Consider the following 13,906-nt stretch of genomic DNA (forward strand, 5'->3'; position numbering starts at 1 on the left):
GCAGAAAGCAGTGGCAGGACAGGCCGCAAACCCGCCCTGCCCGCTTTTCTCATGACTCCTTTTGCGCCTCGCGCACGGTTTCCTGCTTTTTCCGCTCGACGAACCGGCCGAGGAAAAACGCAATGACACCCACGCCCACACCGGTTTGCACGCAGAACAGCAGGCTTTCCAGCTCGCCCGGTAATTCCCCGCCGAGCAGCTGCTCAAACACCGGCGTTGCCCAAGGCTCGTATGCCTCGCCCGTGATTTCCGCCACCTTTTCACTGCCCGCATCATCCGAGCCGCCAAACTCCGCACCGCGCAACGCCAGCACAGGTGTGACAATCAGCACCGCGCAAAGCAGAAGCAGCACAATCATCAGCGTTCTGTCCTTTTTTGTCATGCGCTCGCCTCCTCAAATCCGACTGCACGCAGCTCGGGCTGCGCATAAGCCTCGAGCGCCATCATAATAATGACGGTCAGCACGCCTTCCAATACCGCCAGCGGCAGCTGCGTCGGCGCAAACACGCCGAGAAATTCCAGCACCGAGCCGGAAATGCCGCCCGTTGCGGATGGATAAGCCACCGCCAGCTGTACGCTCGTCACGCAGTAGGTAATCAGGTCGCCCAGCGCCGCCGCCAGAAACACCGACGCTTTTTTATTCACCTTGAGTCGGAGGCACAGCCTGTAAATCCCAAACGCGACAAACGGCCCCACGACCGACATGGAGAAGGTGTTCGCACCCAGTGTAGTCAGACCGCCGTGCGCAAGCAGAATCGCCTGAAACAGCAGCACAATCACGCCCAGAATGGACACCGCCGCCGGTCCAAACAGAATCGCGCCCAGCCCTGTGCCCGTCATGTGCGAACACGAGCCGGTCACCGACGGAATTTTGAGCGACGAGATGACAAAGATGAACGCGCCCGCCATCGCCACCAGCGTCACCGCGCGTCGGTCGCGCGCCACGGTTTTCTTGAGCGAGAAATACCCCGCCAGCAGAAACGGCAGCGCAATCACGCCCCACAGGATGCACATGGACGGGGGCAGAAAGCCCTCCATGATGTGCATGGCGCCCGCCGTCGGCACCACACCGCACAAAAGCGCGGCACAGGCCGTCAACCGAACCAGTTTTCGTTGTTTTTGTGTCATATTTTCTCCTTTCCCGCGAAAAACTGCGGATACAAAAATACGCCGTACCCCGATGCTTCCCACACATCAGGCCGGCGCTGAACGCCCGCCTCCCCCTTTGCCGGAGAGCCGGGCTGACGCACAACCGGCCATCGCTCGTAGCCGTATGCGCTTCCGTCCCAAAAGGCAGGTATTCTGGCTTGGGCGTCCTTGCACGCAGCCGGTCTTCCCGAGCCTTCGGGCTCAGTGACGTATTCGGCGGCGCGCTCTTCCCTTACAGCGGCGGGACCGCAGAGGATTTGCACCTCTTTCCCTATTCTCCTGCCGGAGAAATGGCAGGCACCCTTTGGTATCCGGACGCATGCGCCCGGAAGAAGCATATTCATTATATCACGCTCGAAACCGCTGTCAACACAAGCGCTCCGCATTGTATCGAATTCTTCCAAAATCCGCAACATTTTCTCAAGGCAACACCGCACAATTCACACGCAAATCATTCTTGCTGAATGACGCGATATTGCCTTAATCCTGCTGATGGTCCAGCAGCCGGGTAAGCTCCTCCGGCGTGCGCGGGCAAGGCGCGTCCTGCGGCACCAACTCCCGCGCGCGCAGCGCGTCCCATACCTCCAGCAGCATGGGGCGGCGCAGATGCGCCTGCCGCAGCACGGCTTGGTCCGCCAGCACCGTCTGCGGCGTACCGTCGGCAAGGATACGCCCCGCGGAAAACACCACCGCGCGCGTCGCCCAGCGAAAAGCAAAATCCATGTCATGCGTGGAAATGAGCAGCGTCCGTCCCTCGTCCGACAGGCGGGCAAGCACGCGCTCGAGCCGTTCCTCGCCCACAGGGTCAAGCGAAGCGGCCGGTTCGTCCAGCAGAATGATCTCGCTCTCCATCGCCAGAATATCCGCGATAGACACGCGCTTTTTCTCCCCACCGGACAGGTCATGCGGCGGGCGCGCGCGAAACGCCTGCAAATCCATGTAATCCAGCGCGTGGTCGACACGGCGCGCGACCTCCTGACGCGGCAAGCGCAGGTTCATCGGCCCGAAGGAGACCTCGGCCGCGACGGTCGATGCGATGATCTGATCGTCCGCGTTCTGAAACACAATTCCGACCCGCTCGCACAGCGTTTTGCGCATTTTTTTGTCAACCGGCTTACCCTGTAGCACGATCTGACCGCTCTCCGGTGTCAGCACACCGTTCAGGCACAGGAAAAAAGTGGACTTTCCCGCTCCGTTCGGCCCGAGTACCGCAATGCGTTCGCCCGCATGCACATCGAGCGACACGCCGTCCAGCGCGGGCGCGCCGGAATCATAGCAGAAACGCAGGTTCTGTGCCTGCAAAATCGGCTGCATCTATCCCTTCCCCTCCTTTTTTATATGGCAAGCGCCACAAGCACCGCCCAGAACAGCAGCATCCAGGCGATTTGCGTCCCGCGCACCGGCTTTTCCTCTTCCAGAAAGCGCAAATCTCCGTCATAACCGCGCGCGGTCATCGCGTCCGCGTAAACGCGCGAGCGGCGCAGCGCCAACACCAGCAGGTTGCCCGCCGTACCGCCGAACGAACGGCACGAGCTGCGGAAATCCCGCCAGCCCAGCCGCGCGCCCGCAGCCTGCCGCATACGCCCGTACATATCCAGCAGTACAAACACAAAGCGGTAAATCAGGTACATCAGTTCGCACAGCAACGGCGGCAGATGCGCGCGGCGCAGTACGTCCACCAGCTCACAAGCCGTGGTCGTCAGCGCCAGCAGATACATGGCGCTCACCGCCCCCAGCGCCTTGAGCACCAGCGCCGCGGCAAAGCGGACGCTGTCCGCGCTTGCGCACAGGTAAAACCACGGAAGGGGCAGATTCCAGTCGCCCGCGGGCGCGGCAGAGACATCACACGCGACCGCCGCGCCGCCCAGCAGGAGAAACGTGAGCGGCACAAGCAGCAGCCCAAGATAATCCTGCAGCGGCAGGCCGCCTTTGCCTTTTTGCAGCGCCGCCAGCGCAACAATGACCGCGACAGACACCGCCGGCCGGTCGGCTGCCAGACAAAGCACCAACGTACCGACTGCCAATGTGGTCTTGAACACCGGATTCCAGCCGCCCATACCGGATTGATACGCCAGCCGGTCGATTGACCGCGGCCCGTGCCCATGCCCATGCCGATGATTCATGCCTTGGCCTCCCTCCTTGCAATATGTGACATTGTATCGTCTGGGCCGTGGTTTGTCAACCGAATCCATCTGCGCAAAAATTTTTGATAATTAGCGCGGATAAATTGTCATCCTGCGTGAAATATCGTATAATAAGGATAAAACGATCAGTACCCCGCTGCATGCTGTCGCACAGGGTCGGATTTTGTTTGCAATGAAACAAGGAGGATATCCATGAACACCATCAATCCCCAGAGTTGGAAAGCGGACCTGCCCGCCTTCCGTGAAAAGACTGCGGCATTTTACGCAGGTGAGATCACGCTCGGCGAATACAAAGGCTTTTCCGGCTACTACGGCAGCTACGCTCAGAAGGGCGGCAAGGCCAGCATGCTGCGCCTGCGCATGCCCGCCGGCCGCGTGACCCGCGAAAGACTGGCGTTTGTCGCGCGGATGCTTCGCACCTATGACGTACCGCGCGCACACTTTACCACCTGCCAGACCATCCAGCTGCACGACCTCGGACCGGATACCGTGTATGCCGTCATGGAGCAGGCGCTCGACGCCGGCATCGTGACCATGGGCGGCGGCGGCGATTTTCCGCGCAACGTCATGTGCTCTCCGCTCTCCGGCGTACAGACAGATGAATATTTTGACACGCTGCCTTGGGCAGAAGCCGCCGGCAATTACCTGATGGGCTTTATCAAGGCCGAAAAAATGCCGCGCAAGCTCAAAGTCGGTTTTTCCAACTCCCCGGCTAACTTGACGCATGCAACCTACCGTGACCTTGGCTTTGCAGCCCGTCCGGATGGTAAATTCGACGTATACAGTGCCGGTGGTCTGGGCAACAATCCGCGCTTTGGCGTTCAGGTTGGAGAAGCGGTGGAACCCTCGCAGATTCTGTATTATATCAAGGCCATGTGGCTGACCTTCCGCGCTTACGGCAACTATGAAAACCGCGGCAAGGCCCGCACCCGCTATATGGTGGAGACGCTGGGCGGGCCGGAAAACTATGCCAAGGCGTTCCGCGAAAAACTGGACGAGGTCTATGCCTCCGGCGAGGAGTTAACGCTTTCGGTAAAGCCGCAAGTGATTACCAAAACCGGAGACGGCACGACGGTCAGCGGGCCGCGCATACTGCCCCAGAAGCAGCCCGGCCTATACACCGTCGTCTGGCATCCGATTGGCGGACAACCCGCGCCCGCAACGCTTTGCGCACTCAGCGACCTGCTACAGGACATGCCGGACGCAGAAATACGCCTTGCGCCTGACGAGGCCGCCTATATTGTCAATCTGACTGGCACAGAGGCCCAAAAGGTGCTTGCTGCCACACCGGACAGTGCACGCACGTTGTTTGAAACCTCGGTCAGCTGCATCGGCGGCACAATCTGTCAGGTGGGCATGCGCGACTCGCAGGGCCTGCTCGGCGCATGTGTTGCAGCGGTACGCGAGGCCGGCCTGCCGGACGGCGCGCTGCCGCAGATGCACGTTTCCGGCTGCGCCTCCTCGTGCGGTACGCATCAGACCGGCTCTATCGGTTTCCGCGGTGCGTCCAAGCTGGTGGACGGCAAGCCGCAGTCCGCTTTCACGCTGTTTGTCGGTGGGTGCGACTACCAGGGCAAGGAAGTGATGGGCCGCGAGCTGGGCGTCATTCTGGAAAGCGAAATTCCCGCTTTTCTGGTCGAACTGGGCAAGACCGTCGCCGCTTCCGGAAAGGATTTCGCCGCATGGCGTGAGACCGATCCCGAGGGCATCGACCGCATCGCCGCACCTTATCTGGCCTGATTTCATCGAAATAAAAAATGCGCCGCAGGGACAAGCCCTGCGGCGCATTTTTATGGATTTTAGGCAGTTTGTGTCAGAAAGAAATCATGATCCGTGCAGGTATTCCCGCAGGGTGGCGCGCACCGCGCCCGGTCCGGCAATCAGCTTGCCGAACATGGTTTCGATTTTGTCGGCCAGACCGTTTTCCACCAGATCGGCGGCGAACACAGCCGTATTGGACAAAATCGGACGCAGCTTATCGCCTACACTTTCGGGCTTGCCCAGCTCGATGCCGGCCAGCTGCTGCTGGAGGGTTTCCAGCATCGGGTCGGCGGAAACCTCCATCCTCTCGCCCTTATCGTCCACGCCCAGCAGGTAACGCAGCCAGCCCGCAATTGCCAGCGGGATGAACGTCAGGCTCTTGACATCCAGCGTATCGGACGCGATATAGCTCTTGATGGTTTCGCCAAAGCGAATCGGGATCTTCTGAGACGTGTCGGTGGCAATACGCTGCGGCGTGTCCGGAATGAACGGGTTGGGGAAACGCTGGCCCACGACCTCGGCGATAAAGTCCGCGGGCTTGATGATGCCCGGGTCGGTCACCACCGGCATGCCCTCGTCATAGCCGATGCGCTCAATCAGGCCCTTCAGTTCGGTATCCTGCATTTCCGCCGCAATGCTGGTGTAGCCCAGCAGGCAGCCGTAAACCGCCAGCGCGGTGTGCAAGGGATTGAGGCAGGTCGTAACCTTCATGCGCTCGGTCTTGTTGACCGTATCGCGGTCGGTCATATACACGCCCGCCTTCTCCAGCGCGGGACGTCCGTTCGGGAAGTTGTCCTCAACCACCAGATACTGCGGAATCTCCGCATTGACAAACGGCGCAATAAAGGTGTTGCGGCTGGTGATAATCGGCTCCATATCCTCGATGCCGTCGGCCAGCAGCGCGTTTTCCACTTCCTTGGCCGGACGCGGGGTGATCTTATCGATCATGCTCCACGGAAACGCAACGCGCGTTTCATCCTGCATATACGCGACAAACCCATCATCCACCAGACCGTTTTTCTGCCATGCCTCAACGATTTCGAGCACGCTGCCGCGCAGCTTTTCACCGTTGTGCGAGCAGTTGTCCATGCTGGCCAGCGCAATCGGATATGCACCGGCCTTATAGCGCTCATACATCAGCGCCGCGACCATGCTCATCGCGTGACGCGCGCCCGACGGGCCGGCCTTCATGTCCTCGGCAACCACCGGCATCAGCTCACCCTGAATGTTGCGCAATGCGTAGCCCTTTTCGGTAATCGTGAAGCTGACCATCTGCAGAGAGGGGCTGACAAAGATTTTGCGCAGCTTTTCCATCTCAGCCGCGTCCGTGCTGTCCGCACAAACGCTGTCCGCGATGGATGCCACGATTTCACGCTCGGTCGTGCCGTCCGGCTTGAGACCAACCATCATGGTCAGTTCGTCGTGCGGCTTGTAAATCTTCTTGATAATGTCGTAATCGAAGGTGTCGCCCGCAATGATGCCGCAGGTCGCCTCCCCTTTATTGAGCAGCTCCTGCTGCAGCATCGCCACAAAGCCGCGGAAAATGTTGCCCGCGCCGAAATGTACCCAAACCGGGGTTTCCGCGGTCTGCGCACGCGTTTTCTGCACGTCAAACTGCGGCAGCTTGACGCCGACTGCCTGCCAGCCTTCCTTATCCTGCAACGCTTCCAGACAGAGTTTCATATTACCATTCCTTTCGCAACTATCAGATGGTTTTGCAACGGTACCCGCGGCTATCCTGCCCGTGACGCAGGATAGCCGCAGCATATCAATTTAAATCAGTCCGGCTGCCATCGGCAACCCAAGGCTGACTACCGGCACATAGGTGACCAGCAGCAGGCCTAACAAAATCGCCACATAATACCAGAGCATATACGGCATGACCTTGGATAGGCTTGATCGCCCGACCTTGATGGCAACAAACAGCGTATTGCCGACCGGCGGGGTGATGTTACCGATGCACAGGTTGTACACCAGAATCAGGCCGAACTGCACGGGGTCCATGCCGAACGTCTTAACGACAGGCAGGAACAGGGGTGTGAAAATGAGAATCGCGGGGGTAACGTCCATAAACGTACCCGCAATCAGCAGGATAACGTTCATAATCAGCAAAATAATGATAGGATTCTGGGTCAGACCGAGCAGCGCCTCGGAAATCGCCTGCGGAATCTGCGTGAACGCCATCACCCAGCCGAGTATGTTGGACACGCCAATCAGGAACACGACCATGCCGCTCATCTTGGCGCTTTCCACGACAATGTTCCAGAAGGACTTGAGCGTAATATTCCGATAGCAAATGCCCAGAATCAGCGCGTAGACCACCGCGATGGCCGACCCTTCGGTGGCGGTGAAGATGCCGCCGATGATGCCGCCGATGACAACCACAATCAGGGACAGGGACGGAATCGCCTTCAAGGTGCACACGCCGAGGTTTTTCCAATCAAATTTGCCGGGCATGCCCTTGTAACCCTTTTTCTTGGCAATGATAATCGCCACCGCCATACAGCACAGCGCCCAGATGATGCCGGGAATATAGCCGGCCATGAACAGCGCCGCAACCGACGTACCGCCCGCTGCGAGCGAGTAGGTAATCAGCGCGTTGGAGGGCGGGATCAGCAGACCGGACGGGGCGGATGCGCCGTTGGTTGCCGCACAGAGCGCCTTATCATAGCCCTGCTCTTCTTCGCCCTTTTCCACCATGCTGCCGACCGCGGCGGCCGCGGCGGAAGCCGAACCGGAAATCGCGCCGAACAGCGCGTTTGCGCCGATGTTGGTCACCAGCAGCGCGCCGGGCAGCTTGCCCAGAATCGCCATAACAAAATCGACCAGCCGCTTGGCGATACCGCCCTGATTCATCAGGTTACCCGCAAGGATAAAGAACGGGATGGCGGTCAGGCTGAACTTGCTCATGCCCACAAAGATACGCTGCGCGCCGGTTATGACCGAGACATCCAGTGAAACCGTCTGCAAAATCGCAATCAGCGAGGAAATGCCAATCGAATACGAGATCGGCACACCGATGACCAGCAAAACGGCCAGCACGCCGATGATAATTAGCAAAGACTGCATTGCCATATGTTACGCCCCCTCCTTCTTTGCGTCCAAGCCGGTACCCTTGCAGATATCCGCGATATTCAGGACGGTATAAATCATGTTCAGCACACCGCACAGCGGCATGACGACATAGAATACGCCGACCGCAACGCCCAGCGAAGAGGTCATCTGGCCCATCGCAAGCTGCGAAATCTGCACGCCGCCGTACACCAGAATAATCAGGGAAAACGCAAAGGCAATCAGCTCACCGAAAATGCCCAGCGCTTTCTGCATCGCAGGCTTCATCTTCTCTACCAGAATCGGGATGTTCATGTGTCCGCGCTCACCGGTGACCAGCGACGCGCCCAGCAGACTTGCCCATGCAAACAGGTAGGAAACCAGCTCCTCCGACCAGGAGGACGGGTTTTTCAGAACGTAACGCGTGAATACCTGCCAGCAGGTCAGTACGACCATGGCGATAAAGCTCACGCCGGCCAGCACATTGAGCAGCTTGGTCAGAGCGTTTCTGAGTGTTTTCATTTGTTACGCACCTCCTCAGGATTCGGTCGACGGATACTGCTCGTTGTACACCTGAATCGCGTCGTAAATCGGCGCAAGATTCGGATACTGCGCGAGCATGTCCTCGTGCATTGGTGCGCAAGCCTCTTGGAACGGCTTGGTGTCGGGGTACAGGAACTGTACGCCCTGCTCGTTGGCCGCGCGGTCCTTCGCTGCCGCGACTGCGTCCGTCCACTCGGTCCGCTGCACCTGATTGACCAGCTGGAAGCCCTCTTCAAAAATCGCGCGCTCCTCCTCGCTCAAAGCGTCGAGGAAGGCGATGTTGCCGATTAAGATGTCCGGAATCATCTGGTGCATGTCGTAGGAGTAATATTTGCACACGTCGCCATGTCCGTTATCGGTCAGGGCCAGCTCATTATTTTCCGCACCGTCGATAATCTTGCTCTGCAGCGCGGTATATACGTCGCCGAAGCCCATCGGCGTGGCCGAGCCGCCCAGCAGACTCATCATCTGCACGTTGGTCGGCGACTGCTGCACGCGAATCTTGAGACCCTTGAGGTCGGCGGGTGTCTCAATCGGGGTGCTGACCGTATAGAAGTTGCGGGTACCGGCATCCAGCCATGTGACTGCCTCAAAGCCCGCCTCCTTGGTGGACGCAAAAATCGGGCCGGTGATGGATTCATCATCCATTGAGGCGTGATATGCCTCGGCGCTGGCGAACAGATACGGCAGGTTAAACAAGGTGTAATTCGTGCTGAAGGTTTCCAGCAGCGAGTTGGATGCTACGCAGAAATTGATGGCGCCGGTCTGTGTCAGCTGCACCATCTCGTTCTGCGAACCGAGCAGCTCGCTCGGGAACACCTCAACGTCATACTTGTCGCCGAGCTTGCTTTCAATAAATTCTTCAAATGCTGCCAGTGCAATATGGGTGGGGTGATTGGTCGACTGGTTATGCCCGATTCGGATGATCGTTCTCCCATCCGAGCCCTGACCGCAGCCGGTCAGTACCGCCGCTGACATCACCGTTGCCAGCGCGAGCGCCAGCACTTTTTTGAAGGTTTTCATCGTGCAGACGTTCCTCCTGTCCATTCTCTTTTACGCTTTCACTTTCTCTCCGCTGTCCGCTTACTTGGACAGCGCCTTTTCACAGGCCTCAAACAGGCCGTTGAGGTATGTCGCGCCCAGCGCGCGGTCATACAGGCCGTAGCCCGGCTTGCCGGTCTCACCCCAGATCATGCGGCCGTGGTCGGGACGGACATAGCCGTCAAACCCGGTCTCGACGAGTGCCTTGACAATCTCATACATATCCAGACTGCCGCAGCCGGACAGATGCGCGCGCTCCTCAAACGAGCCGTCCTCCATGATTTTGACGTTGCGCATGTGCATAAAGCCGATACGGTTCATGGCAGAATACTTGCGTACCATCGCCGGGATGTCATTGAACTTTGCGCAGCCCAGCGAGCCGGTGCACAGGCACAGCGCATTGGCCGGCGAATCGACAATGGACAGGTAACGGTCGAGGTTCTTCTCGCAGGTGATGACGCGCGGCAGACCGAAAATCGGATACGGGGGATCGTCCGGATGCAGCGCCATCACAACGCCGCACTCCTCGGCCACCGGAATGACCTTCTTGAGAAAGATTTCAATATTCTTCCACAGACCTTCCTCGCCCAGCTCGCCATATGCACGAATCAGGTCGCGCACCTCATTCTGCGTGTAGCTGGCATCCCAGCCCGGCAGGTTGATGTCGTCCGTCAGCGGATCGAGGCCCTTCATCTGCTCCCAGTACATGACCAGACTGGTCGAGCCGTCCGGCGCCTTTTTATCCAACTGGGTACGCGTCCAGTCAAAGACCGGCATGAAATTATAGGTCACGCACTTGACGCCGTATTTCGCGCAGCGGCGGATGTTCTCGCAGTACACATCGATATGTGCGTCGCGCTTGTCCGTGCCGAGCTTGATATCCTCGGATACCGGGATGGATTCCACCACGTCAAAAATCAGGCCGTTTTCTTCACACTGGGCCTTCATCTTGGCAAGGCTCTCCTCCGGCCACACTTCGCCGGGCTTTACGTCATATACCGCCGAAACAATCGAGCGCATGCCCGGGATCTGCCGGATGTACTCCAGCGAAACCGGATCGGATTCTCCATACCAACGGAACGATAGCTTCATATTGATTCCTCCTGAAAAAATTACTGATTTAAGCCAATGAACGTTTCCACATTGCGGAAACAAATATCCTCAATCATGCCGCCGAGCAGATTATAATCGGCGGGCGCCATGCCGTCTGCAACCCAACTGCCCACCAGATTGCACAGAATCCGACGAAAATATTCGTGACGGGGGTAGGACAGGAACGAACGGGAGTCGGTCAGCATACCGATAAATCGGCTGAGCACACCGATGTTGGCCAAGCTCTTCATCTGCGCAATCATGCCGTCATAGTGGTCGTTAAACCACCATGCCGAGCCAAACTGAATCTTTCCGGCAGCCGTTGCATCCTGGAAGCAGCCCGCTGCGGCAATCAGTTTGTCGTTATCCGCCGCGTTGAGCGTATAGAGTACGGTCTTGGGCAGCTTGTCCCGCACCGCCAAGCGGTCCAGCAGCGCTGCCAGCGAAGCGGCAGCAATCGGGTCGCCGATGGCGTCGCCGCCCACATCCGCGCCGAGTGCGCGGTACAGCTTGGTATTCAGGTTGCGAATCGCGCCCATATGCAGCTGCATTGCCCAGCCGCGGTCCGCGTACTGCTCGCCAAGAAAGTCCATCATCAGCGACTGGTAGGCTGCAACCTCGTAATCCAGCAGCGACTCACCCGCCAGCGCCTTGCGCATGGCCTCTTCCGCCGCGCTTTCGTCCCAAACCGTAAAGTCCGGCGAGCCGAAGGAGTGGTCGGACAGTCGGCAGCCGACCTGCGCGAAATATTCCACGCGCTGCGCCAGCGCCTGCTTGACGTCGTCAATCGTGCGGATCAGAATATTGGCCGCCGCGCCCAGCTTCTGCAAATACACCGGATAGCCGGGGTCGACGATGTTGAGCGCCTTTTCCGGTCGGAAGGTCGGCAGCACCTTGACCGCAAAGCCCGTATCCGCAGCCAGCTTTTTGTGCCACTGCAAATCGTCAATCGGGTCATCCGTGGTGCAGAGCGCACGCACATTGCTCTCCTGAATGAGCGAACGAGAAGAGCCGGCCGGGCTTTGCAGTTTAGCGTTAGCCTTCTCCCAAATCGCGTCCGCCGTGGTCGGGTCAAGCAAATCGTCGATCCCGAAAAAGCGGACAAGCTCCAAATGCGACCAGTGATAAATCGGATTGCCAATCAGGCGAGGCATCACCTCGGCATAACAGTCAAACTTTTCACGACCGGGCGCGTCGCCGGTGATGCAGCGCTCAGGAACTGCGTTGGCGCGCATCACACGCCATTTATAGTGGTCGCCGCCCAGCCACGCATGGGCCAAATCGTCAAAGCGGACATCCTCGTAAATCTCCTGCGGATTGAGATGGCAGTGATAATCGAAAATCGGCATTTTTTCTGCATGCTCGTGATAGAGAATGCGCGCCGCTTCGCTGTTCAGCAAAAAGTCGTCGCCAATAAATGTTTTCATATTCCTTTCTCCTTTGCTGATTCAGATAAGCAAAATGGACGAAAATACATTCCACTTTTTTCGTTTCCTGTATCTGGCTTTAGTCTACAGTAAATATTGCGCTATATCTTGGTGTTTCATGCTTGAAATGTAGTAAAAGTTGCTATATAATAAAAATGTGCATAATATTGCGAGGTTGATCTTATTGAATGTACACAAAGAAGAATTTACGCTGCGGCAGTTCATGGAAGAAAAAGATTTTGAGTTTCATCACTACCTTGACCACATTCCACCGAATGTGGAATTTAACGAGCATCCGTTTTACGAAATCTTCTTTTTCCTCTCTGGAAACGTCAATTATATCATCGAAGGACGCACCTATCAGCTGCGTCCGGGTGACATTCTGCTGACCAGCAGCCGTGATATTCACCGTCCGGTCATCACGCCCGGCAAGCCGTATGAGCGTTATGTGATTTGGATGGAGGATGATTTTTTCGCGCGCTTTCAGGACTGGGGCGATGACCTTTCCGCCTGCTTTAACGACACAGCCCGCAAGAAATACCAGCTGATCCGACCGGACAGCCATTTGCTTGCCCGTCTCAAGCAGCACGGCGCCTATATGGCGCAGATCAAGGCCGAGCGTCATTTTGGCAGCCGGACCTTGCTGTATGCCTGCCTGCTGGAATTTCTGGTCTACCTCAACCGCGCGTATTTCGACACACCGGACTCCATCCGGCATGATATTACGGAAAACGAAAAAATCAATCAGATTGTGGCTTATATCAACGACAATCTGACCGAAAACCTGTCGCTTGACCACCTTGCGAGCGTCTTTTATATCAGCAAATATTATCTGAGCAATCAATTTAAGCAATATACCGGCTTGACGCTCTATCAATTCATTATAAAAAAACGTCTGACCGTTGCACGCAATATGCTGCGCACCGGCGTACCAGTCACCGATGCCTGCCTGCGCTGCGGTTTTAACGATTATTCCAACTTCCTCAAGGCCTTTAAGCGAGAGTTCGGACATAATCCGAGCGACTATATCAAGCGTCTGCAATAAGAATCCCAGCATAGAACAATCTGCTTGTAAACCAAGCAGCATCCGAAGCGTGCATGTGACCCGCGTTTTGCAGCATGGCCCCGGACATCCGGCATAAAATTGTCGGCTATGCGAGCATCTACAGCCAACCGGAGTTTGTCGTGTCCGCGCCAAGCGGCTCATCATCCAAAAGCAGAATATTTTCCAGAAAAGACTGGTTTATGCCACATTGACGAAGCTGTTCTTTTTGTTATTATGGCTCCATAAAACAGCCGATATTGCGTCCGTTGGACAGCAGTATCGGCTGTTTTTCTGTTTATCTGGCGGCAGAGTACCACGGAAGGAGATCGTTCCGTGAAGATATCACCACAAAATGTAGACTCCTTGCAAACCTTTGCAAAAAATGCCCATCGTTGCTACATAGTTTAGCTAAAGCGCAACAAAGTAGATGGTTCAGCTTTCCGCAGAATCGGTGATATTCAAGGGCACTTTTTACCTTACTCATATCCAGATTAATTCCCTAAAGGCAAATCAACAAGCAGAACCGGGGGGGGGGGGGGGGGGGGGGGGGGGGGGGGGGGGGGGGTGGTGGGGGGTGCGGGGGCGGGGCCAGTCTAGATGGCCCTGGGGAACACCTATCTATACAATTTCAAGACCGCTTTAAGCGGCGATCC

The 13,906-nt window shown here is 57.3% G+C and carries 12 protein-coding genes and 1 riboswitch; of the genes, 2 read left to right on the forward strand and 10 right to left on the reverse strand.

Annotated features, from left to right (window positions below):
• Positions 1–49: 49 nt before the first annotated feature.
• The 4 genes from ACTQ3V_RS04690 to cbiQ all read right to left on the reverse strand — a co-directional run bounded on the left by ACTQ3V_RS04690 (position 50) and on the right by cbiQ (position 3,272).
• A complete protein-coding gene (locus ACTQ3V_RS04690) occupies positions 50–382 on the reverse strand; it encodes an energy-coupling factor ABC transporter substrate-binding protein (protein WP_441466488.1) in 333 nt (110 codons plus the stop codon).
• Entirely contained in the window at positions 379–1,128 is a 750-nt protein-coding gene (locus tag ACTQ3V_RS04695; protein WP_441466489.1) for an energy-coupling factor ABC transporter permease, read from the reverse strand. Before ACTQ3V_RS04695 ends, ACTQ3V_RS04690 begins: the two co-directional genes overlap by 4 nt.
• A 147-nt stretch (positions 1,129–1,275) precedes the next feature.
• Positions 1,276–1,469, reverse strand: a riboswitch (cobalamin riboswitch).
• A gap of 160 nt (positions 1,470–1,629) precedes the next feature.
• Entirely contained in the window at positions 1,630–2,463 is an 834-nt protein-coding gene (locus ACTQ3V_RS04700) for an energy-coupling factor ABC transporter ATP-binding protein (protein ID WP_441466490.1), read from the reverse strand.
• A 20-nt stretch (positions 2,464–2,483) separates the two neighbouring features.
• The gene (gene cbiQ, locus ACTQ3V_RS04705) at positions 2,484–3,272 is read right to left on the reverse strand and encodes a cobalt ECF transporter T component CbiQ (protein ID WP_441466491.1); all 789 of its coding nucleotides are present in this window, start codon (positions 3,270–3,272) and stop codon (positions 2,484–2,486) included.
• Between the two features lie 213 nt (positions 3,273–3,485).
• On the opposite strand from cbiQ, the gene ACTQ3V_RS04710 reads away from it, so the two are divergent.
• On the forward strand, positions 3,486–5,033 hold the full coding sequence (locus ACTQ3V_RS04710; RefSeq protein WP_441466492.1) for a nitrite/sulfite reductase: 1,548 nt from the start codon (positions 3,486–3,488) through the stop codon (positions 5,031–5,033).
• A gap of 84 nt (positions 5,034–5,117) precedes the next feature.
• Here ACTQ3V_RS04710 and ACTQ3V_RS04715 read toward each other — a convergent pair whose 3' ends face one another.
• The 6 genes from ACTQ3V_RS04715 to uxaC all read right to left on the reverse strand — a co-directional run bounded on the left by ACTQ3V_RS04715 (position 5,118) and on the right by uxaC (position 12,208).
• Positions 5,118–6,737 (reverse strand): mannitol dehydrogenase family protein, encoded by a 1,620-nt coding sequence (locus ACTQ3V_RS04715; RefSeq protein ID WP_441466493.1) that lies wholly within the window; start codon positions 6,735–6,737, stop codon positions 5,118–5,120.
• A gap of 90 nt (positions 6,738–6,827) precedes the next feature.
• The gene (locus ACTQ3V_RS04720) at positions 6,828–8,129 is read right to left on the reverse strand and encodes a TRAP transporter large permease (RefSeq protein ID WP_441466494.1); all 1,302 of its coding nucleotides are present in this window, start codon (positions 8,127–8,129) and stop codon (positions 6,828–6,830) included.
• A gap of 3 nt (positions 8,130–8,132) precedes the next feature.
• Positions 8,133–8,627 carry a TRAP transporter small permease gene (locus ACTQ3V_RS04725; protein WP_441466495.1) on the reverse strand — a complete coding sequence of 165 codons (495 nt, stop codon included), beginning with the start codon at positions 8,625–8,627 and terminating at the stop codon, positions 8,133–8,135.
• Positions 8,628–8,642: 15 nt separating this feature from the next.
• A complete protein-coding gene (locus tag ACTQ3V_RS04730) occupies positions 8,643–9,671 on the reverse strand; it encodes a TRAP transporter substrate-binding protein (RefSeq protein ID WP_441466496.1) in 1,029 nt (342 codons plus the stop codon).
• 60 nt (positions 9,672–9,731) lie between these two features.
• The gene (gene uxuA / locus ACTQ3V_RS04735) at positions 9,732–10,781 is read right to left on the reverse strand and encodes a mannonate dehydratase (RefSeq protein ID WP_441466497.1); all 1,050 of its coding nucleotides are present in this window, start codon (positions 10,779–10,781) and stop codon (positions 9,732–9,734) included.
• Between the two features lie 20 nt (positions 10,782–10,801).
• A complete protein-coding gene (gene uxaC / locus ACTQ3V_RS04740) occupies positions 10,802–12,208 on the reverse strand; it encodes a glucuronate isomerase (RefSeq protein WP_441466498.1) in 1,407 nt (468 codons plus the stop codon).
• Positions 12,209–12,392: 184 nt separating this feature from the next.
• Between uxaC and ACTQ3V_RS04745 the strand changes: the two genes are divergently transcribed.
• Positions 12,393–13,253, forward strand: coding sequence for a helix-turn-helix domain-containing protein (locus ACTQ3V_RS04745; protein ID WP_441466499.1), 861 nt, complete (start codon positions 12,393–12,395; stop codon positions 13,251–13,253).
• Positions 13,254–13,906 lie beyond the last annotated feature (653 nt).

Origin of the sequence: Candidatus Agathobaculum pullicola (assembly GCF_052117205.1) — a bacterium.
In the GTDB taxonomy this organism is placed as follows: domain Bacteria; phylum Bacillota; class Clostridia; order Oscillospirales; family Butyricicoccaceae; genus Agathobaculum; species Agathobaculum pullicola.